The 21,419-nt window shown below is 36.2% G+C and carries 19 protein-coding genes; 15 read left to right on the top strand and 4 right to left on the bottom strand.

The window, feature by feature from the left end:
- From J4O15_RS03595 to J4O15_RS03525, 15 genes are all read left to right on the top strand, one after another.
- Window positions 1-159 (top strand): rubredoxin, encoded by a 159-nt coding sequence (locus tag J4O15_RS03595; RefSeq protein ID WP_009219636.1) that lies wholly within the window; start codon window positions 1-3, stop codon window positions 157-159.
- A 116-nt stretch (window positions 160-275) separates the two neighbouring features.
- Complete coding sequence (locus J4O15_RS03590; protein WP_208099725.1) at window positions 276-542, top strand: hypothetical protein; 267 nt, start codon at window positions 276-278, stop codon at window positions 540-542.
- The gene (locus J4O15_RS03585; protein WP_208099724.1) at window positions 542-712 is read left to right on the top strand and encodes a DUF6472 family protein; all 171 of its coding nucleotides are present in this window, start codon (window positions 542-544) and stop codon (window positions 710-712) included. Before J4O15_RS03590 ends, J4O15_RS03585 begins: the two co-directional genes overlap by 1 nt.
- Window positions 712-1,860 (top strand): rhodanese-like domain-containing protein, encoded by a 1,149-nt coding sequence (locus J4O15_RS03580; RefSeq protein ID WP_208099723.1) that lies wholly within the window; start codon window positions 712-714, stop codon window positions 1,858-1,860. The genes J4O15_RS03585 and J4O15_RS03580 overlap by 1 nt, the downstream gene beginning before the upstream one ends.
- 13 nt (window positions 1,861-1,873) lie before the next feature.
- On the top strand, window positions 1,874-3,025 hold the full coding sequence (locus J4O15_RS03575) for a metallophosphoesterase family protein (protein ID WP_208099722.1): 1,152 nt from the start codon (window positions 1,874-1,876) through the stop codon (window positions 3,023-3,025).
- A 12-nt stretch (window positions 3,026-3,037) separates the two neighbouring features.
- Entirely contained in the window at window positions 3,038-4,264 is a 1,227-nt protein-coding gene (gene pepT, locus J4O15_RS03570; protein WP_208099721.1) for a peptidase T, read from the top strand.
- 68 nt (window positions 4,265-4,332) lie between these two features.
- Window positions 4,333-5,766, top strand: coding sequence for a sulfatase-like hydrolase/transferase (locus tag J4O15_RS03565; protein ID WP_208099720.1), 1,434 nt, complete (start codon window positions 4,333-4,335; stop codon window positions 5,764-5,766).
- Window positions 5,756-7,564 (top strand): sensor histidine kinase, encoded by a 1,809-nt coding sequence (locus tag J4O15_RS03560; protein ID WP_208099719.1) that lies wholly within the window; start codon window positions 5,756-5,758, stop codon window positions 7,562-7,564. The genes J4O15_RS03565 and J4O15_RS03560 overlap by 11 nt, the downstream gene beginning before the upstream one ends.
- Window positions 7,542-9,044 carry a response regulator transcription factor gene (locus J4O15_RS03555; protein WP_208099718.1) on the top strand — a complete coding sequence of 501 codons (1,503 nt, stop codon included), beginning with the start codon at window positions 7,542-7,544 and terminating at the stop codon, window positions 9,042-9,044. Before J4O15_RS03560 ends, J4O15_RS03555 begins: the two co-directional genes overlap by 23 nt.
- Before the next feature lie 145 nt (window positions 9,045-9,189).
- Window positions 9,190-10,275: an ABC transporter substrate-binding protein gene (locus J4O15_RS03550; protein WP_208099717.1), complete on the top strand. Its 1,086-nt coding sequence runs from the start codon at window positions 9,190-9,192 to the stop codon at window positions 10,273-10,275.
- 15 nt (window positions 10,276-10,290) lie between these two features.
- A complete protein-coding gene (locus J4O15_RS03545) occupies window positions 10,291-11,076 on the top strand; it encodes an ABC transporter permease (RefSeq protein ID WP_009219646.1) in 786 nt (261 codons plus the stop codon).
- A 1-nt stretch (window position 11,077) separates the two neighbouring features.
- Window positions 11,078-11,866, top strand: a complete 789-nt coding sequence (locus tag J4O15_RS03540; RefSeq protein ID WP_009219647.1) for an ABC transporter permease — start codon at window positions 11,078-11,080, stop codon at window positions 11,864-11,866.
- Entirely contained in the window at window positions 11,845-12,621 is a 777-nt protein-coding gene (locus J4O15_RS03535; RefSeq protein WP_208099716.1) for an ABC transporter ATP-binding protein, read from the top strand. The genes J4O15_RS03540 and J4O15_RS03535 overlap by 22 nt, the downstream gene beginning before the upstream one ends.
- Before the next feature lie 11 nt (window positions 12,622-12,632).
- Entirely contained in the window at window positions 12,633-13,382 is a 750-nt protein-coding gene (locus J4O15_RS03530) for an ABC transporter ATP-binding protein (protein ID WP_208099715.1), read from the top strand.
- A 499-nt stretch (window positions 13,383-13,881) separates the two neighbouring features.
- A complete protein-coding gene (locus J4O15_RS03525; RefSeq protein WP_208099714.1) occupies window positions 13,882-15,747 on the top strand; it encodes a retron Ec67 family RNA-directed DNA polymerase/endonuclease in 1,866 nt (621 codons plus the stop codon).
- Between the two features lie 270 nt (window positions 15,748-16,017).
- On the opposite strand, the gene J4O15_RS03520 is transcribed toward J4O15_RS03525, so the two are convergent.
- The 4 genes from J4O15_RS03520 to J4O15_RS03505 are packed head-to-tail and all read right to left on the bottom strand — an operon-like array spanning window position 16,018 to window position 21,309.
- Window positions 16,018-16,842 carry a response regulator transcription factor gene (locus J4O15_RS03520; protein WP_208099713.1) on the bottom strand — a complete coding sequence of 275 codons (825 nt, stop codon included), beginning with the start codon at window positions 16,840-16,842 and terminating at the stop codon, window positions 16,018-16,020.
- On the bottom strand, window positions 16,835-18,532 hold the full coding sequence (locus tag J4O15_RS03515) for a sensor histidine kinase (RefSeq protein WP_208099712.1): 1,698 nt from the start codon (window positions 18,530-18,532) through the stop codon (window positions 16,835-16,837). The genes J4O15_RS03520 and J4O15_RS03515 overlap by 8 nt, the downstream gene beginning before the upstream one ends.
- 19 nt (window positions 18,533-18,551) lie before the next feature.
- Window positions 18,552-20,216, bottom strand: coding sequence for an ABC transporter permease (locus J4O15_RS03510; RefSeq protein WP_208099711.1), 1,665 nt, complete (start codon window positions 20,214-20,216; stop codon window positions 18,552-18,554).
- A 1-nt stretch (window position 20,217) separates the two neighbouring features.
- A complete protein-coding gene (locus tag J4O15_RS03505; RefSeq protein ID WP_208099710.1) occupies window positions 20,218-21,309 on the bottom strand; it encodes an ABC transporter ATP-binding protein in 1,092 nt (363 codons plus the stop codon).
- Between the last annotated feature and the right edge of the window lie 110 nt (window positions 21,310-21,419).

The following is a 21,419-nucleotide window of genomic DNA, read 5'->3' as shown; positions in this document are numbered from 1 at the left end:
ATGAAATATGTATGTGATGTTTGCGGATGGGAATATGATGAGGCTCTTGGAGATCCTGATAATGGAATAGCTCCGGGAACAAAGTGGGAGGATCTCCCGGAAGATTTTGTTTGCCCTCTTTGCGGAGTAGGCAAGGATGAGTTTTCCCAGGAAGGCTAATAAATAAAAAATGAGTTAAGAGCCCTTAGGGGCTCTTTTTTGTAGTATAAACGGATAGACTTCATTTATACGGCTTTAAAGCGCTTATCCTGTTTTATTGTTTGACTTAATCTTATATGCTATACTATAGTGGAGCATTGTTTAAAGATGGTAAGATTATGGAAAATATAAAAAAAGATTACAGTGAGATATTGGATAAAGAGCCCCCGAGCTTAAAAGTGCCGCTATCAAGCAGAGAAAGAGCTTCGCAGTATTTGGCTTTTGAGGCTGTACTCAGCGGGAAAAAGCTTTTAAAGATGGGTGAAGGGATCTGGCTTAGAGAGTATGCACCTGAGGATTACAGACGGGAAGTATACAATTCCGGGAAGAAACAGGAAGAATAATGATTTGTGATTATTGTATAAATTATATATATGATGAAGATGTAGAAGGCTATATATGTGATGTAGATATGGATGAAGATGACTATGTAAGAATGAGAAGCAGTGATTATTCCACCTGCCCATATTATAGGAATAATGATGACTATTTGATAGTAAGGAAACAAATATAATGGAAATTGAGATAGATAAATTACCCGATTTACATGTGGAGAGAATAATCGACATAAGGCCTGAGCATGAGTTTAAGAGAGGTAATATTCCCGACTCCGTGAATATAGCAGAGGAGGAGATATTTGGAAGAGTAAAGGATTTTAATAAAAATGACATTATATGCTTAGTATGTGCAACGGGGAATAAAACAGAATATTTGGCTGAAGAACTTGAAGCTCTCGGATATAGGAATATATACAATCTTGTGGGCGGATATGAAGCCTATATGAAGCTTAAACTGAATGAGTTTTTAAAACAGGAAAGTGAAATAGAGGAATCAAATAAAAAAAGCAAAGATATCGAAAGAAGTATAATAAAAAAATTCAGAAAAAATATTTGGAGAAAGTTTACCGCCGCTATAAATGAGTATGAACTTATAAAAGACGGAGATAAGATAGCCGTATGTATATCGGGAGGTAAAGACTCCATGCTGATGGCAAAGCTGTTTCAGGAGCTTTTAAAGCATGGCAAAAGAAATTTTGAACTTGTATTTTTGGTGATGAATCCCGGATATGATGATATAAATTATCGTACAATAGTGGATAATGCAAAGCTTTTAGATGTGCCGATAGTAGTATTTGAGTCCTCTATATATGATATAGTTGCGGAAGATGAGAAATCACCCTGTTATCTTTGTGCAAGGATGAGGAGGGGACATCTGTATGCAAAGGCAAAGGAGCTTGGATGTAATAAGATAGCTCTGGGACATCATTTTGATGATGTTATAGAAACTATAGTCATGGGAATGTTGTATGGCGCACAGATACAGACTATGATGCCGAAACTTCATTCTACAAATTTTGAGGGAATGGAGCTTATAAGACCGCTTTATCTTGTCAGAGAAGAGGATATTATACATTGGGCAAAGTACAATCAATTAAACTTTATAAGATGTGCCTGCAGACTGACGGATAATTGCTCAATATCGGAGACCGGAGATAAGGGCTCTATGAGAGCGGAGGTAAAGAAACTTATCAGAGAGTTGGCTGCTAAAAATCCATATATTGAGAAAAATATTTTTAGAAGTGTGGAAAACGTCAGCCTGGATACGGTGATAGCCTACAAGAAAAATGGAGTAAAGCATTCTTTCTTGGAGAACTATGATTAAGAGGTTATTTTGTATGAGTGAAAAAACTTTGAATATTATGGTAGCTACCGATATTCACTACCTGTCAAAGAGCATTAATGACGGTGGTGAAGCCTTTGCAAATATGATAGCAAAGGGAGACGGAAAGGTAATGAAATATATTGAAGAAATAGTGGATACATTTTGTGCAGAGGTAAAAAAAAGAAAACCGGATGTGCTGCTTTTGCTGGGCGATTTAACTTTTAACGGGGAAAGGATAAGTCATTTGGAGCTTGCAAAAAAGCTGGAAAAAATAGTGGAAGCGGGAATACCTGTATATCTGATACCGGGCAATCATGATATAAATTATGAAAATTGCTTCGGATTTAAGGGGGATGAAAGATATAGAGTGGAGAGTGTGGATGCAAATGACTTCAGGGAGATATACTCTTTTTGCGGCTACAAAAATTATGATTATTATGATGAGATTTCCGGAAGTTATATATCAAAGATAGCTGATGATTTATATTTATTGATGTTGGATACAAACTCCTACAGCTCAAATTATTTTAAAGAGGAAAGCTTTATATGGCTTGAAAATGTACTTAAAGAGATATCAAAAAATAATGCAAATATACTTGCCGTGAGTCATCAAAATCTTTTGGAACAGAATTTTATGTTTACAGAAGGATTTAAGATAAAGAATGCGGAAAGAATAGAGGAAATATACGAAAAGTATAATGTAAAGCTAAACTTGAGCGGTCATATGCATATACAGCATATTAAAAACAATATAATACCGGAAATAGTAACATCTTCACTGGCTGTTTCTCCGAATCATTTTGCAAGTATTGTCTATGACGGGGAATCATTTGTATATAGTACAGAATGTCTGAATGTGGAAAGTATAGAGAACTTTGCAGCTATCAGCAGAGATGAATTTAAAATTATGGGAAGCAGGCAGCTTTCAAAATTATTTAAGACCGCCCCCTACGAAAATGAAGACGAGGCGGATATAGAAAAGATGAGCAAGGTGTTTTTAAAAATGAATGAATGCTATTTTTCCGGAGAGATTTTTGATCCTTACGGATTTGAAGAGGGAATGAAAATCTGGGAAGAACAGCATGAAAGCTTCACATCTTTATATATAAAGAGTATACTGGATTCGGTGTTTACAGACCAGAACAGATTTATATTAAAATTATAGAAGGGAAGGACAATGGAAGGATTTGTAAATAGATTTATACGATATATCAAGAAGAATACAAGGTCGGATGCAAGTAAGGCAGGTGTTGTAATTCCGTCCACAGCTTCACAGATGGAATTTTTGGAGGAGCTTTATAAGGAGTTAAAGGAGATAGGGCTTGAGGATGTAAAGATAAATAAAAACAATGCATTTCTTACAGCCACAGTTCCCGCAAATACAGATAATGCTCCGGTGATAGGCTTTATTTCACATGTGGATACTGCGGATTTTAATGCGGAGAATATCTCTCCTCAGATACATGAAAATTATGATGGAGGGGATATAGCATTAGGTAATAGCGGATTTGTATTATCACCGAAGGAGTTCCCTAATTTAAAAAATTATATAGGTCAGACTCTTATCACCACTGACGGTACGACATTACTCGGTGCGGATGACAAGGCGGGAGTATGTGAGATTGTTTCCGCTATGGAATATCTTATTAATAATCCGCAGATAAAACATGGTAAATTGCGCATTGCCTTTGGTTGTGATGAGGAAGTAGGTGTTGGCTCCGACAATTTCGATGTAGAGGATTTTGGCTGTGATTTTGCCTATACAATGGACGGAAGTTCTGTAGGTGAGCTTCAATTTGAATGTTTTAATGCGGCTGAGGCTAAGATTGATATACTTGGTAAGAGCGTACATCCCGGTGATGCAAAGAATAAGATGATAAATGCACTTACTATAGCAAGAGATATACAGATGGCTATGCCTCTTGTATGTGTACCTGAAAAGACCGAGTGTAGAGAGGGCTTTATACATTTGGTGGAAGCACATGGAAATGTAGAAAATGCCGAACTCACATATATTATAAGAGACCATAACAAAGAACTTTTTGAGGATAAAAAGAATATAGTAAAAAAGATTTGCGAAGAAATCAATGCAGGATATGATATAGAAAGAGTAAAACTCTCCATACATGATGAATATCGCAATATGGCAGATATTATAAATAATGATCCAAGAAGTGTGGATATTGCAACAAAGGCTATGGAAAACTTGGGAATAACAGTAAATAAGGATCCTATAAGGGGAGGAACAGACGGTTCAAAGATATCCTTTAAGGGACTTCCTACACCGAATATTTTTGCAGGCGGTGAAAACTTCCACGGAAGGTTTGAGTTTGTAAGTGTTCAGTCCATACAAAAGGCAATAGATGTTATTGTGGAGATAGCAAAGATAGCGGCTGAGGGATAAATTAGTCTTGCCGACCTCTGTTATTTAGTATTATAAAAACATAATTTTTACAAAAGGGGGAAAATAAAGTGGAAGTAAAAAAGCCTAATATAATACTGCTTTTGTCGGACGACCAAGGAGAATGGGCTATGGGGTGTTCGGGAAATCATGAAATAATAACACCTAACATAGACAGAATTGCAAGAGAGGGAATAAGATTTAAAAACTTTTTTTGTGCCTCTCCCGTATGTTCACCTGCAAGAGCTACATTGTTGACAGGAAGAGTACCATCACAGCATGGAGTACATGACTGGCTGAGGGACGACAATAAAAAGCAGGAAGAAATTGAGTATTTAAAAGGACAGACAGGATATACCGATATACTTTCAAGGAACGGTTATGTGTGTGGCTTATCGGGGAAATGGCATCTGGGGAAGAGTTCTACGGCACAAAAAGGTTTTGATTACTGGTTTGCACACAAGTCGGGCGGAGGTCCCTACTACAATGCGCCGTTTTATGAGGACGGGAAACTTGTAAATAAAGAGGGATATGCGACAGACATAATAACTGATAAGGCTATAGACTTTATAAAAAAACATGCTAAAAAACAGCCTTTTTATCTGCATGTCGGGTATACGGCGCCTCATTCGCCCTGGCTTAACAATCATCCTAAGGAATATACGGATTTATATAATGACTGTCCTTTTGAAACCTGTCAAATGGATGGAGAACATAAGGACAGCATATATTTAACCAAGGAAGTGCTTAAAAATTTAAAAGAAAACCAGAAAGGCTACTACGGAGCCACAACAGCCATGGATTACAATATAGGACGAATTTTGGATTTGTTGGATGAACTGAATATAAGAGAGGATACCTTGCTTATATTTATGAGTGATAACGGCTTCAGCTGCGGACATCACGGATTTTGGGGCAAGGGAAATGCGACATTCCCGATAAATATGTATGAGTCATCCGTAAAGGTTCCTTGCATAATAAGCCATAAAGGAAGGATACCAAAAGGACGGGTGAGTTCGGATCTTGTTTCCGCCTATGACTTTATGCCTACCCTGCTAGAATACTTGGGAATGGAGTTTGAGTCAGAGGTTGATTTGCCGGGAAGAAGCTTTGAACCCGTTTTGAGGGGAGAGGAGCTGCCAAAGGATAGGGCTGTGGTGGTTATGGATGAGTACGGTCCAAACAGAATGATAAGAGGCGAGAGATATAAATTTATAAAACGTTATCCTTACGGACCTCATGAAATGTATGATCTGCTCAAAGATCCCGGAGAGAAAAACAATCTTATGGAAAAGGCTACCGATGAGAGCACGGAGCTTGCAAATAAGCTTGATTATGAGCTTGAAAAATGGTTTTTAAAATATGTAAATCCTGAGATAGACGGAGCGAAGGAAGCTGTATACGGTTCAGGACAGATAAATTTGGCAGGCTTATGGAGTAGGGGAGAAGTGTCTCACAGCTGTGACGATTACATAAAAGAAAAACTTAAAGAGAATGGCAAGTAGGCTTATAAAAAAAATCAAAGAATATACAGGGGAACTTAAGTTTAAACTGTATTCCGCTTTCGGAATTATGCTTGTACTTATTGCCCTGTCTACGGCAACAGCGGTGCTTTTGGCGATTAAGCAGGTTATAATAGTACAAGTGGGGGAAAGCCGTATAGATGTTCTCAAACAGATATCGGAAAGATCCAATGTAATTAAAAATAATCTTATAACCGTAATAAATTTATATAAGTATAATACCGATTTGGATTTGTATTTATCACAGACGGAGGCTGGAAATGTTCAAAAAAATGTTTCCGAGCTTGATGAAAAGAGAAAGAATTTTGATGTTGTTTTTAAAGATATAGGCTTTGAGTACGATATAGTTATTCAGGGAGAAAACGGTTTTGTCTACTCATCCTACAAAGACGGAAACTATGATTTTGAGAGCTTAAAAACTCAGCTGTGGTATAAAAAAAGCTATGACGAACAGGGAGATATGAGCTTTGTAAGCTATAAGAACGGCTTTATGCGTGAAAAGGAGAAAGCAACCTATGTTTTTGGAGGTTTCTCCAAGATAAAGGATGCCTCGGGTAATGTCCTTGGAACTATATTGGTAAGCGTTGACGAAAATGTTCTTGAGAGCCTGTATGCAGGCTTTGAAACACAAGGCAATGTTTATATTTTTGATAAAAAAGGAAATATCGTATCATCGAGGGATAAAAGTATACTTGGGAAAAATATGATAGGAGCGGAAAATTTTCGAAAGCTTTATGGAAACGGAAGCTCGCATATAATAAAAAAGCTGGGGAAATACTACTTTCTGTCAAATTGCTACGACTCTCAGACGGGCTGGACGATAGTCGAGGAGATACCATGTGAAATAATGTTTTCGGTTCTCATAGATATGACCGGATATCTGGTTGTGTCAATGGTAGTTTTTTTATTTACAGCCGCCTTTATTTCGTATAGACAGGCAAAGAGTATAAGCGAACCTATAGCAAGCCTTTGTCAATCAATGAAAAGAGTAAGCAGCGGTGAGTTTATCTGTGTTCAGGAAGAGAATGCCTGTAATGAGGTGCTTGCTCTGGGAAAAAGTTTTAACTCTATGTCCGGGAAAATCAAAGAGTTGATGGAAGATATAAGAAATAACGAAAAAGAAAAACGAAAATCGGAGATGGACTTTTTAAGAGCCCAGATAAATCCTCATTTTTTGTATAATACCTTATTCTCGATTCAGTGTATGGTGGAGCTTAATAAAAGCGGGCAGGCGGTGAAGATGATAAAAGCCTTCATAGCTTTACTTAGAAAAACCTTATCTACAGACAGGGATTTGATTCCTTTAAGAGAAGAACTTGAAAATACAAAAAGTTATTTAGAGCTTGAAAGATTAAGGTATTCCAATATTATGGATTACGAAATTGAAGTAAGCAATGAGCTTGAAACCTGTCAGGTTCCAGCGCTGATTTTGCAGCCTATAGTTGAAAATGCGATTTTTCACGGCTTGGAAGCCAAGGATTCGGGAGGACTCATAGTATTGGAGGTTCTTAAGGACGGAGAAGATTTGCTTATAAATATAAGTGATGACGGCAAGGGCATGAACAGCCGGCGTCTAAAAGAGGTTAGAGCACGTATTAACCTTGATGAGGATGAAGCGAAGAAATCCATAGGCCTTGTAAATGTATCCGGTCGTATAAAAATAAATTTTGGAAAAGAATACGGATTGACGATAGACAGCGAAGAAAACATAGGAACCTGTGTCAGCGTGAGGTTACCTATAATCAAAGGGACAGAATATGAAGATACTTATAGCGGATGATGAAAGGATGATATGTGAGTGGCTGGAATATTGCATAGCCGACAGACAGGATTTTCGCTCTGTCGGAACCGCTTATAACGGCGAGCAGGCATTGGCACTTTTTTATGAAACAAAACCCGATATTGTATTTACGGACATAAAGATGCCGATAAAAAACGGGATAGAGCTTCTAAAAGAAATCAAAAAGGTTTCCCCTTCAAGTCTTGTAATTATCCTGACGGCTTTTGCGGAATTTGACCTTGCAAGAGAGGCGATGCGTTACGGTGCAGATGATTACTTACTAAAAACCGAGATGAGTAAGAAGAGCCTGGAGCAGATACTTGACAGAGCGAAGGAAAAGCTTGGAAATGGTACAAAAGAGGAAGTAGGAGACAGCGGCGGAAGAAGATACGCTCTTATCAGAGATATGCTTAAAAACAATGTGCTTAGTGAAAGCAATGTACAAAGAATGAAAGATGAGGGAATACGCTGGAGAGACGAGGGGCTTTTTGCTTTGGCTTTATGGAAGAAGGATGTAAAGGAAGGCTTTAGTCTGCCTGATGCGGATTTTGTACATCATTTGGTAGAATTTGAATATAACAATCTTATCTATATGCTTTTGGGAAATCTTTCAAGGGGAATGAGTGAAGGAAAAAAAGAAAAACTTATATATGAGTATGCGCGAAGGCTCAGTGAAGAAAACTTCTGTATGGTGGGCGTAAGCACTGCAATAGACAGGCTCGTCAATGTTACTGATACTGTTACAGAGGCGGTATATTCCTTGGGTCTTGGGTATTATAAAGAAAAAATAAAGGTATATACACCGGGAAAGTCCGCAAAAGAGATAAGAGAGCATATAGAAAAAAATAAGAGCGGATTCAGACAGAAAATAAGACAACTCTATACGCTTTCAAGAAGAGAATTTAAAGAAAGTCTGGAAGCGGAAATGGAAGAGGCGTCAAAAGGAAATATGTATACATTGTATGAATTTTCGTCCTTTTGTTGCCAAGCCCTTGAGATGGCATATATGAGGTTTGCGGGCAATGAACTTAAGCTTGTACATTGTATGCTTCAGGATGAGCAGAGTAAGATTAAGAATACAAACAGCTTTTCCGAGGTGAAAAAAATTGTAGATAATTTTGTAAACTATATTTATGATGAGCTTGATTATGACAAAAGGAAATTTTCCAAAGGTGTGGAGCAGGCTGTGGAATATATAAAAAAGTATTATTCAAATGCAATAAGCTTAGATGAGGTGGCAAAGAGCGCAAATTTGAATCCGGAATATCTGTCAAGAGTGTTCAGAGAGGAAACAGGCAGCAATTACAGTGCTTATTTAACTGATGTGCGCTTGAAGCAGGCGGCGTATCTGCTTTCAAACACTTCACTGAGAGTACAAAAAATTGCCGAAGAAGTAGGCTATCCAAATGTTAGCTATTTTTCTACAATTTTTAAAAAGAAGTACGGAGTTAATCCTTACGAGTTTAGAAGAAGAGAATAATATCAAAAAAAACAAAAGGAAAGTAAAAAAAACAATACTTTCCTTTTTTATTTGAGAAAATGAGAAAAAAAAGTAAAAAAACAAAAAGTATAACCGGGATACATAACATATAATAAAATAAAAAGGACTTGGGAGGATCTTGAAAATGAAGAAAAATAAGTTTTTAGCAATGATGTTGGCGGTGGGAATGGCAGCTTCTTTAATCGCTTGCGGCAACAGCGGAGGTTCCGAAAGTAAGGCGGAAGGTGAGACAAAAAAGGTAGAGCAAAGTGCGGCTGAAAATACGGGTGATTTACCGGTGCTAAGAGTTGCGACAATGCCTTTCATAACAAGTTTACCTACAGAATACATCATTAAGAACGGTTTGGATGTTAAGGCAGGCTTTAAGATAGAGCCTACGATGTTTGCGACCGGAGCACCTATGAATGAAGCTTTGGCAGCTAATCTGTGGGATGTTGGAGCAATGGGAGCGGCATCCATAACAGGAGTGGCAAACTACGATATGATGATTATAGGAGAGGTTTTGGAGTCAACAGACGGTCTTGGAGTATTTGTAAAGCCCGACTCACCTATTGCAAAGGAAAAGGGAGCTAATCCGTCCTTCCCTAATGTACTCGGAAGTGCGGAAACGGTAAAAGGAAAGACAATTTTACTTCCGATAGGTACAGCACAGCATTTTACAACTCTTAAGTGGCTTGAAAAGTTGGGACTGAGTATGACGGATGTAAATATAGTAAATATGGATACTGTTCAGGCTTATCAGGCACTATTGGCGAATCAGTGCGATATAGTTGCACTTAATGTACCTACATTTTTTGATGCACAAAAAGACGGCATGGTTCAGGTAGGAAACCTGGCGGATCTGGGAACAAGATATGTGGATATGGTTGTTGCAAACCGCAAAGCCGTTGAAGGAAAGAAAGAGATTGTTGCAAAGTATATGGATTGCATCATGGAGGCTTGTGAAGCTTTGAATGCCGATAAGGAAATGGCTGCTGATTTACTGGTTGAGTACTTAAAGGAAGCGGGAACGGAAACAAGCAGAGAAAGCTGTGTAAGCGACCTGGGACGTGTGAATTTTATTACAAGAGAGGATTGGAAGAACAGAGATCTTGGAAAATTTGCAAGAGAGCTGGGCGAATTCTATGTGGGATTGGGACAGCAGGAGCCAAGCTTAATGGAAAAATTTGACAAAAATATAGACGATGAATTTATAAAGCAGAATAAATAAAAAAGGAAGTTACCGATGAAAGGATTTTTTGAAAAAAATAAATACAGGCTTATTTCCCTTTGTTCTGTGGCAGGTGTTTTGCTTATATGGGAGCTTGTAACAGATGTGTTTCATCTTATTTCGCCTATGATGTTGCCGGCACCGGGGAAGGTGCTCGAAACCTTTATATACAAGCTTACAGGCGGAGTAAATCCTGACGGAGGGAGCCTTTTACAGCATATTGTATCAAGCATGAAAATTTCCTTGGGTGGTTATTTTGTGGGAGTTTTAATAGGGGTGCCTTTAGGTATATCCATGGCATGGAGTAGAAAGTTCGAGCTTTTTGCAAAGCCTCTGTTCGATGTTATAAGACCTATACCGGCGCTTGCATGGATACCGTTAATGATTTTATGGCTTGGTATAGGCTATGAATCCAAGGTGGGGATAATATTTTTTGCAGCTTTTATAAGTGCCACGATAAACTCATATGCAGGAATTAAGCAAACAAATAAGGTTCATCTATGGGTTGCCAAAACTTTCGGTGCAAGCAACAGACAGCTTTTGTTTAAGGTTGCTATACCGACCGCAATGCCAATGATTTTTACCGGACTTAGGTTGGCGCTGGGTTCCTCATGGGTTGCGCTTGTAGCAGCTGAGCTTCTTGCAGCTACAAAAGGACTTGGATATATGATACAGGTATCAAGAATGCTTGGTCGTCCGGATGTGATAATTGTAGGAATGGTGACTATAGGCATAATAGGTTACTTATTGTCGAGTATACTTGAGAAATTACAGAAAAAATTTGTGAGGAGGACGAAATAATATGAGCTTAAAAAAGTTTGTAGACAAGAATATTTCTATAATAATGACTGTTCTTGCCTTTGCTTCCTTACTGATTGTATGGGAACTGGTTTCAAGGTTTACAAAAGCGGGTTTGTTTTTGCCGCCCGCTTCCCTGATATTGGAAAAGTTTATACTGAGCTTTAAAGAACCTATAGGAAAGTATACCATGCTTACCCATATAGGGGTAAGTCTGTACAGAGTGGGTGTAGCTTTCGGGCTTTCAACCGTATTCGGTATAGCTTTAGGTGTATCAATGGGATATTCTAAGCTTGCCGAAGCTATACTTAAGCCTATATTTGAATTTATAAGACCAATACCTCCGCTTGCATGGATACCTATGTCCATATTGTGGTTCGGACTCGGAGATAAAAGTAAATTTTTCATTATATTTTTAGGATGTTTTTGTTTTATAACGGTAAATACCTATGAGGGAACAAAGAATGTGGATAAGACTCTTATAGGAGCAGCAAGAATGCTTGGAGCTTCGGAAAGACAGGTGTTTTTTGATATAGTTTTACCGTCATCCGTACCCTATATATTTGCAGGTCTGCAAATAGCGGTAACTGCAGGCTGGTCCGCTGTTGTAGGTGCGGAAATGGTACATTCAAATGAGGGAGTAGGCTGGCTCATAGTAATGGGAATGACTTACGGAAAAACGGTGCAGATAATGGTCGGAATGCTTGCGATAGGCTTGGTGGGCTTTGTTTTGGCAACCGGAATGGCAAAGCTTGAAAGGAGATTATGCGCATGGAACAATCAGGGAATGTAAAAACCATACTTGAATGCAGGAATGTATCAAAGGAGTTTGATGCCTATGACAAGAGCGGAAAGACCGAGGTTTTGCGGGATATAAGTTTTTCGGTTAAGGAAAATGAATTTTTGGTACTTTTCGGACCGGGACAATGCGGAAAGACTACTCTTATAAATGTACTTGCAGGGCTTGAAACTGCAACGAGCGGAGAGGTTATAGAAAATGGCAAAAAGGTAACAAAACCGGCACCCGAAAGAGGGGTGGTTTATCAAAAAACAGCCCTGTTTCCTTGGCTTAGCGTAATGGGAAATGTAGAGTTCGGTCCAAGAGTGAGAGGGCAGGACAAAAAAACGAGGCGTGAAACGGCAAAGCATTACATAGACCTTGTAGGCTTGAGCGGTTTTGAAAAAAGCTACCCTTCGCAGCTTTCCGGAGGTATGAGACAACGTGTCGGTATTGCAAGAGCTTATTGTAATCAGCCGGAGATTATGTTGATGGATGAGCCTTTCGGACATTTGGATGCTCAGACAAGGTATATGATGGAAGAAGAGCTGCAGAGGATATGGCAGAGTGAAAAGAGAACCGTTATCTTTGTAACCAATAATATAGAAGAGGCTCTATTTCTTGCAGACAGAATAATACTTTTAACAAACTGTCCGTCCTGTATTAAAAAAGAGTATATTATTGATATGCCTCATCCAAGAAGCTATGTAGATCCGAAGTTTTTGAGTTACAGGCAGGAAATAACAGAGAATATGGATAAATCATTGTAAAGGAGACAATTTTGGAAGACAACAGAAAAGACAAGGTAAAGGTGACTCATCTTACCAAGAAGTTTGATGATTTGTTGGTGCTTGACGATATTTCCTTTACTGTAAAAGAGGGAGAATTTTTATGCATAGTCGGTCCCACGGGTTGTGGAAAAACAACATTTTTAAACAGTTTGACAAAGCTTTATAAACCTACAAGTGGAGAAATACTGATTAATGACGAGCCGGTGGACTTGCTAAAGCATAATATCGCCTATATATTTCAGGAATATTCAACCATGCCTTGGCTTACGGTTGAGGAGAATGTAGGCTTCGGCCTTGATATTAAAAATATTCCTAAAAGTGAGGCAAAAGAAAAGGTAAATGAGTATTTACAGGTGGTAGGACTGGAAAAATACAGAAATTATTATCCGGATCAGCTTTCGGCAAGTATGCTCCAAAGAGTTGTTATAGCGAGAGCTTTTGCCACCGAACCGGAGGTTTTGCTGATGGATGAGCCTTACGGCCAGCTTGATATAGAGCTTAGATTCAGGCTTGAAGATGAGCTTTTGAAGCTGTGGGAAAGAAACAAGACAACGGTAATTTTCATAACACACAATATAGAAGAGGCGGTTTACCTCGGTGAGCGCATACTGGTTTTGACAAATAAGCCTACCTGTATAAAAAAAGAGATATACAATAATATCCAAAGACCGAGAAATATTGCAGCTAAGGATTTTGTGGATTTGAGAAATGAAGTTACGGACTTGATAAAGTGGTGGTAGAAGTGTAGATGTTAATAGTGATAATTACTAAGTGCTCTTGTAATTTTGATTGAAAACAAGGATGAGGATAATGTTAAATAGTTAACTTTAAATTGGGAGTGTGTGGCTCATTTTGAGTCATGCACTCCCTAGATTTTGGATTAGTATAAAAGTTTTACAGGTGGTATCCATTTTTGCTTATATAAATTCTTTTTATTATTGTAATACTTTACATGTTTCTTAACTGAATTTGAAAAAATGATATAACAACATACTTCTCATAGAGTTATAAGAAGGCTAAGAAAATAGTCAGATATATTGTATTTTAATAATTATTACATTATAATGAAAAGGCGTATGAAAAGATTTTGTGGCTTAGCGTTTCGTAAGCCTTTATAATAATGTTAGGAATAATTATCGTAGTCCATATTATGTTTTGTTTTTTTGGAATTCTAACTGATATACATGGTTGTAACATAATGAGTTTTCATACGCCTTTTTATTCTCAAAGGGGGATGGTATGTGTAAATATAGTTCTATAGATTCAAAAGAAGCTCTTGCTTCAACAATTGGTGTATCAGTAAGGCAGATTACGGGTCTTGTATATGGAATACGTATTGATAACTGTTACCATTCTTTTTATATAAGTAAAAAGAGTGGTAAAAAAAGACAAATAAGTGCCCCCAATAAAAGCTTAAAATATGTTCAAAGAAGACTATGTAGATTGCTTATAGAGAAACTAAATGACTTCTATTTAGAATATAATATAAAAAATCAAATCACTCATGGCTTTTTTAAAGGTAAAAGTATAAAAACAAATGCATTGCCACATAGGAATAAAAGATATGTGCTTAATATAGATTTAAAAGATTTTTTTGGTTCTATTCATTTTGGTAGAGTACAGGGCTTTTTTTTAAAAAATAATTATTTTAAATTACCAAAAGTAGCAACACTCATTGCTCAATTAACTTGCTACAATGGTAAATTGCCCCAAGGCGCTCCTACTTCACCTATAATCTCAAATTTGATTTGTCAAATACTAGATTATAAGATAATAATATTGTGTAAAAAATATAGACTAACCTATACCAGATATGCTGATGATTTAACTTTTTCAACAAATAACAAAGTGTTTTCTGAAAATTATACTTTGTTTTTGGAAGAACTAAAAGATATTGTTACGAGCTCCGGGTTTGATATAAATGCTGAGAAAACACATTTTCAAAAATTCAACAGTAGACAAACTGTAACTGGTTTATCTGTAAATAAGAAGCTAAATGTACAAAATGACTTCTATAAGAAAACACGTAGTATGGCCAATACTCTCTATAAAACAGGCGAATTTACAATTGATGGTAAAGAGGGTACGATTAAGAAACTAGAAGGTAGGTTTTCTTTTATAAATGAATTAGTTAAATATAATAACAGACTTGTAGAGGATAGGAGCTTAACATCTAATATAATAGAATATAAAAAAAATTTACTACGAACTCAAGAGAAACTATTTAGACTGAGTGATAGAAAGATAAAAACACTTGCCTGGGATGAGAATCTAAGAAGTTTATCAATGCGTGAAAAAGATTATCAAAAATTTCTTTTCTACAAGTATTTTATAGCTAATAAAAAAACTACTTTAATAACAGAAGGTAAGACGGACCCTAGGTATATTAAGGCTGCTTTAAAACATTATTATTCGGACTTTGCAGGGCTAGTTTCTTCTGATGGGAACAATTTTAAGTATAATGTTAGCTTTCTTTCTCGCTCTAATAGAATGAGGTATTTTTTTGGCTTTAAGGAAGGCGGAGGCGGGGAGCTTCAGAATTTATTGAGGTTTTTTACTGAAGGCAATACAGTGGAAAATCTGTTAGAGTATTTTAGAAAAATAATTCCTTTAAAGCCAAGTAAGCCTGTCATCTTCTTGGTTGATAATGAGTTTAGTAAGGACGATCCTCTGTATTGTGTAGCTAAATTCCTTAAAAATAAAATTCACACCACAGAATATATAGAAAAAAAACTTCATACAGATTATTTCTATCATGTTGGGTTAAATACTTTTATCATTACATTACCAATATCTAATATAGATATGGATAATAAAGACAAGTCTAAGCTTAAAGGTACGGATATAGAAATTGAAGATTTATATAATCTAAATGAAATAAATGAGAAGCTAATCAAGCCTAATCATGGTGGTAAAATATTTAATAAAAAAAAGGAAGACAATAGTAAATATATTGGGAAAGAGATATTTTCAAAGTTTATGATTAGTAATTATAGTAATAGTTGTATAGATTATTCTAAGTTTAGACCTTTGTTAGATCTAATTAATGATTTATCTGAAAATTACCATTTAAAAACAGATGGTGAAAGATATAATACTAAGTAGTAAGCTTTAGATACAAAGAAGCATATAGTATGTGAAAAGTGTAAATGTCGATGCAATTATAAATTGAAAAATATACATAACCAGAACTTAACCATTCTAATATTGACTATGGTAGCATGTCAAAACTTATGTAAGAGACGATTATATTTATAGGTTAGCTATTTTATCTAATAATCGTCTCTCCTTTATTTTGGTGATTGCCCAAATCTTATGTTCTTTCCCCATTATTTTTTGAAGATTAACTGCCAAGCCATATATTGGTCGCCCTTGTCATTCTTTATCGGATTCATTTTGTAAAGTTTCATAATTGCCTTCTTTAAAATGCTCACTTTCAATAAACTTTACAGGTGAAATACCTATGTATTTTTTAAAGACTTTAATAAAATATTTGTAATCGGCAAACCCGACTTCATCTGCTATCTCATAGACTTTTAATTCATTTTCGTTTAAAAGCTTGATAGCTTGTTGAATACGGTATCTGTTCAAATAGTCATTGAAAGTATACCCGGTATATTGTTTTAGCTTGGTATTTAAGTAAGTGCATGACATCCCGCATTCGATACTGATATCAGTCAATGATAATCTGTTTCTGTAGCCGGTACGAATACTATCAAGCATCAAAGTTACATATTTATTTGAGTGAGACGGCTCTTCACCGGAAATGAGGCTTAAACGTGCTTTTTCTATATCGATTTGTTTTTTATCTTGATGTAATTGCTGTAAATGATTTCTTTTTGAAGTAATCTTTTCTAAAATCGGGTACAGTTCATTAAAATTAATCGGCTTTAGCAAGTACTCAGACACTCCAAGGCTGATTGCTTTTTTGGCATAGGAGAATTCTGAATGGCCGGAAATTATAATTGCATCATAACCGTAAAGTTCGATACTTTCTTCTATCATGCTTAGTCCGTCTTTTTCCGGCATATTGATGTCTACAATCACGATATCAGGTCTTTTTTCTTTAATCTGCCTTAATCCTTCCTCACCATTTATTGCTTCTCCTACCACAACACAGTCATATTGATTCCACTTTGCCATAAACATTAAGCCTTTGCGGATAATGTCCTCATCTTCAACTATCAGTACTTTATTCATCTTCACTCTCCAATACAAATGGCAATCGGACAGTTATCAGTGTTCCGTGACAACTGTTTATTTCAAGACCGTAGCGGTTCCCATAAAGTAATTTGACAACCCTGTGAGAATTATATAGACCGATATGCTCTTTATAAATAGAATCCTTCTCTAAACTTTCCCTAAGCAGTTGTAAATTTTGCGAATCTATGCCCTTGCCATTGTCTTCTACAGAAATAATCAGCATATCCGCGCTACATTCAGCTCTGATGGTGATATGAATTACATCTACCAGACCGTGAGCCAAGGAGTTTTCAACAATCGGTTGTAGCAATAGCTTAGGTATTAAACATTCCTGCAATTCGTCAGGTATATCGATACTATATGTGAGCCTCCTATTGTAACGCAGCTTTTGTAACATCAGATAATCATTAATATATTCAATATCTGTGCCAAGCGGAACAACTGTGCTGCCATAATAAATACTATAACGCATCAGACCTGCAAATGCCAGCACCATCTCCACCGCTTTATCTTTATCAATCATAATCTGATATTTTAAAGTCTCAAGTATATTAAATAAAAAATGCGGGTTAAACTGTTCTTCAAGCTGTTTGATTTCCATAATACGCTTTCTTTCAGAAAGTTCAGAGTTATTTTTTATTAAAGCTTCTTTTTCTGCCAACACCATCTCAAAAGAGGATAAGAGCTTATTAAATTCTTCAAAAACAACAGGATGTTCCACCTTTTTTCCATGGCTCATTTGAGTAATAGATCCTATCATTTCTTCAATAGCAGACACATTTTTTTCGGAAATACGCCTTGTAATGTAGGGAATCATAAAAAGCATTATAAATGCCGATAATATAATGAACCATAGACCATAATAGAAAGAACGCCTTTGTATTTCTTTGGATACCATCGTATATAATGTGAATTGTCCGTCAATAAAGGTATTGATTTGTCCTTGATACTTTGTTCCGTTAATATCAATTTCTCCATTTTTTGAAAAGGTATTCATATATTTATCTCCGGGATATTTTAGAGTTAAATCAACGCTTTTTTTTCCGGTATAAAAAATAATATGATCATATCTGTCTGTTAACACGATACTGTCTATCGGAGAGCGCATAAACAAATTTTCAATGTCCTTACTTAGAACATCAAAAAACAGGTATCCGACCTTTTCTTTCCCATTCATAACGGCATGGGCAAATATCAGGCTCGATTCCTGTTCATAGTCATAATTCAACCGACTGGGAGTTATATAAGTATTATTTAGAGGAGCGGCGGATACTTTTTCCAATACACGGCTCTCCAAAAACAGCTCCTTATTGCTTTCAAATAAATTGGAAGAAATTATGTTAAAGTCCTTATCCAGTAAAACAAAATTAGCCTTTAAGTCTTGAGCATTTACAAAGTTATATAAAGTCCTGTTCACTTCACTTGGATGACTGTTACTACTGCCTGATACCAAATTAATAATCTCTGTATCTTTTGACAAATTTTCTAAGGCTAAATTATAACTTAAAAACTGTTTTTCCAGTACTTGTAAAAGTTTTAGAGTATTTTTCTTATTCTCATAATGCTCAAGCACCTTAAAATTAAAGGAGAGAAAGGCTATCATCATAATAAATAATATGACTATAATTGATAAAGCGTACCTTAAAAAGGAATATTCTATATATTTTTTATATGTAACACTTCTCATTCTTTCCCTCCGTTTGTAGTTAAATACTAATATCGTTTTTACCGCTGATTTTAAAGAAAACCAACAGTGATAAAATACTGGTTACAGTTAGTATAGTTGAATAAGCTGCCGCATTACCGAAACTGCTTCTGATGACTTCCGCATAAATGGCAACAGTTAAAGTCTGTGTCTTACTGGTATATAAAATAATTGAAGAACTCAGCTCGCTTATTAAAGTAACCCAGCTCATAATCGCTCCGGATAAGACACCTGTTAGCATCATAGGTACAGTTATCTTTAAAAAAGATTGTAATTCATTGCAACCAAGGCTGACTGCAGCCTCCTCCACGCTCGGGCTGATTTGACCGATAATGGCGGTACTTGAACGAATCGTATAGGGCATACGTCTTACGGAGAGTGAAATAATCATTAAGATAGCTGTTCCGCTAAGTAAGAGTGGTCTGGAATTAAACCCGTATAAAAAGGCGATACCAAGTACGGAACCCGGTATAATATAAGGAAGCATGGTCAAGGTATCCAGTGTAGATGTAAAAAATGAACGCTTTCTTGCACTTAAATATGAGATGATAATACCCAAAACAACAACAATAACAATTGCCGCAAAACCGAAAAGATATGTGTTTAAAATTGCTGAATTATTATTTTTGGATAAAAGTGTGTTGTAATAATTTTCAAGTGTAAAACCGCCCGTATAAAGTCCTCCGCTTCCTGTTTTTAAAAATGAGGTAGTGATAACAGTTAGCTGAGGAAGAATAGCTACGAATACTATACCATATACCAAAAGATGTACAAGTACATTCTTAAAACCACTGATTTTAACAGCTTCCATAGGTTTTAGAGCTGTCATCGCATAAGTAAACTTGGCACTTAAAAAGCGCTGTAAGAAAAATAAAAGTAAGGTGATTCCGATAATAATAACGCATAATGCCGCTGCAAAATGATCATCCGTATTCACTTCACCCATAAATTGTCCATATATCATAACCGGGAAAGTCTTATAACCCTCTCCGATAAGCATCGGTGTTCCAAAGTCTGAGAAAACTCTCATAAATACAAGCAAAGAACTCGCCAGTAAAGTAGGAGTTACCAAGGGCACTATAATCAATCTGACTCTGTCTAATAAATTACATCCCAGGCTTTCAGCCGCCTCAACCAAAGAGTTATCCAAGCTTTTAAGAGCACCTGAGGTATACATATAGACCAGAGGAAATGATTGTAATGAGAAAACCAATACAATACCTGCAAAGCCGTAAATACCCGCAAATTTTACAGGTAAAATATTATTTAACAATCGAGTGATAAATCCGTTTCTTCCAAGCAGCTGTATCCACGCATAGGCTCCGATAAAAGGCGGTGACAAATAAGACATAACAATCATTATGTTTAGGTATTTATTTCCTTTTATTACAATAGAACGAAGTAAATAAGCCATTATCAGTCCAAGAATTGTCGATATGGCAGTTGCCACGATAGTAACCTTAAAACTGTTAATCAATGTGCTCCAATAATATTTTTTTTGAAAAAACTTTGAAAAATAATCAAAGCTTAATTGTCCGGAACCTGAAATTACGCTTTTATACAAAATCAAGACCATAGGATAGATAATAAATAAAACCGCAAAAGCCAAAATGACAAAGGTGGATATATTCCATATATTCAGCTTTTTTTCATTTGTACCATTCATACTACACCCCCCTGATTAAATTTTTTGTACCATCATCAGTAAATACATTAATCTTATCAGTTTGTAAATTCAAATAAACAGTACTGCCGTCAGGTATCGCTTCCAAAGAATCAGAAGCCTGAATCACTTCCACTTCCTTACCGTTTTCAAGTTCTATAAAATAGTTGGTATTAATTCCCAAAAAGACACTGCTCTTAATAATTCCCTTAATTCCCTCTTTATTGTCTCTGCTTAAGATAAATTCTTCCGGACGGATAGAAACACTTACCTTTTGCATATCTGCACAATTCTCTGATAGATTTTCCATAGCAAAAAATGCATCAAAAATCTTGATTCCGCTACCTGCCTGAGTTTTAACGATACTACCATCCAAAATATTGGACTGGCCGATAAAGGTTGCCACAAAGGTATTTGCAGGTCTTTGATAAATGCGTTTAGGTGTATCTATCTGTTGAATAACTCCTCCGTTCATAACGGCTATTCTGTCAGATACCGCAAGTGCCTCTTCCTGATCATGTGTAACATATACTGTTGTAATGCCGATTTGTTGTTGAATGCGCTTAATGGCATTTCTCATTTCAACTCTTAGCTTGGCATCCAAATTACTTAAGGGTTCATCCATTAACAAAACTTCCGGATGTATGACTATCGCTCTGGCAAGTGCAACTCTTTGTTGCTGTCCACCGGAGAGCTTTGCCGGCATTCGATCTCTTAGGTGATCGATTTTAACGATTTTTAAGATTTCATCCACTTTTTCATCGATTTCCTGCTTACTCATCTTCTGGCGTTTTAAACCGAAGGCAACATTATCTTTTACAGACATATGAGGGAAAATGGCATAATTTTGGAAAACCATACCCATATTTCTTTTATTGGTCGGAATATGATTGATTAATTTTTCATCAAGTTTTATTTCTCCGCCCTCAATGGAGTTAAAACCGATAATCATTCGTAAAAGAGTTGTTTTTCCACAACCTGAAGGTCCTAAAAGTGTAAAAAATTCACCTTCTTTTATATTTAATGACAAACCGTCTATAATAGTATCTTTTCCGAATCTTTTAATTACATTCTCAATATTGATTGCTACACTCATATTTTTCTCCTAAATAAATACAAAAGGGCTTGCCGCATTTAGAGATAAACTTTTCCCTACTGCAGCAACCCCTTAACATTTTTTATTTTTGTTAATGTTGATATTTGATA

It is taken from the genome of Lachnoanaerobaculum sp. Marseille-Q4761, from assembly GCF_017565785.1.
Taxonomy (GTDB): Bacteria; Bacillota; Clostridia; order Lachnospirales; family Lachnospiraceae; genus Lachnoanaerobaculum.
This window is presented reverse-complemented; position numbering and strand designations above follow the sequence as displayed.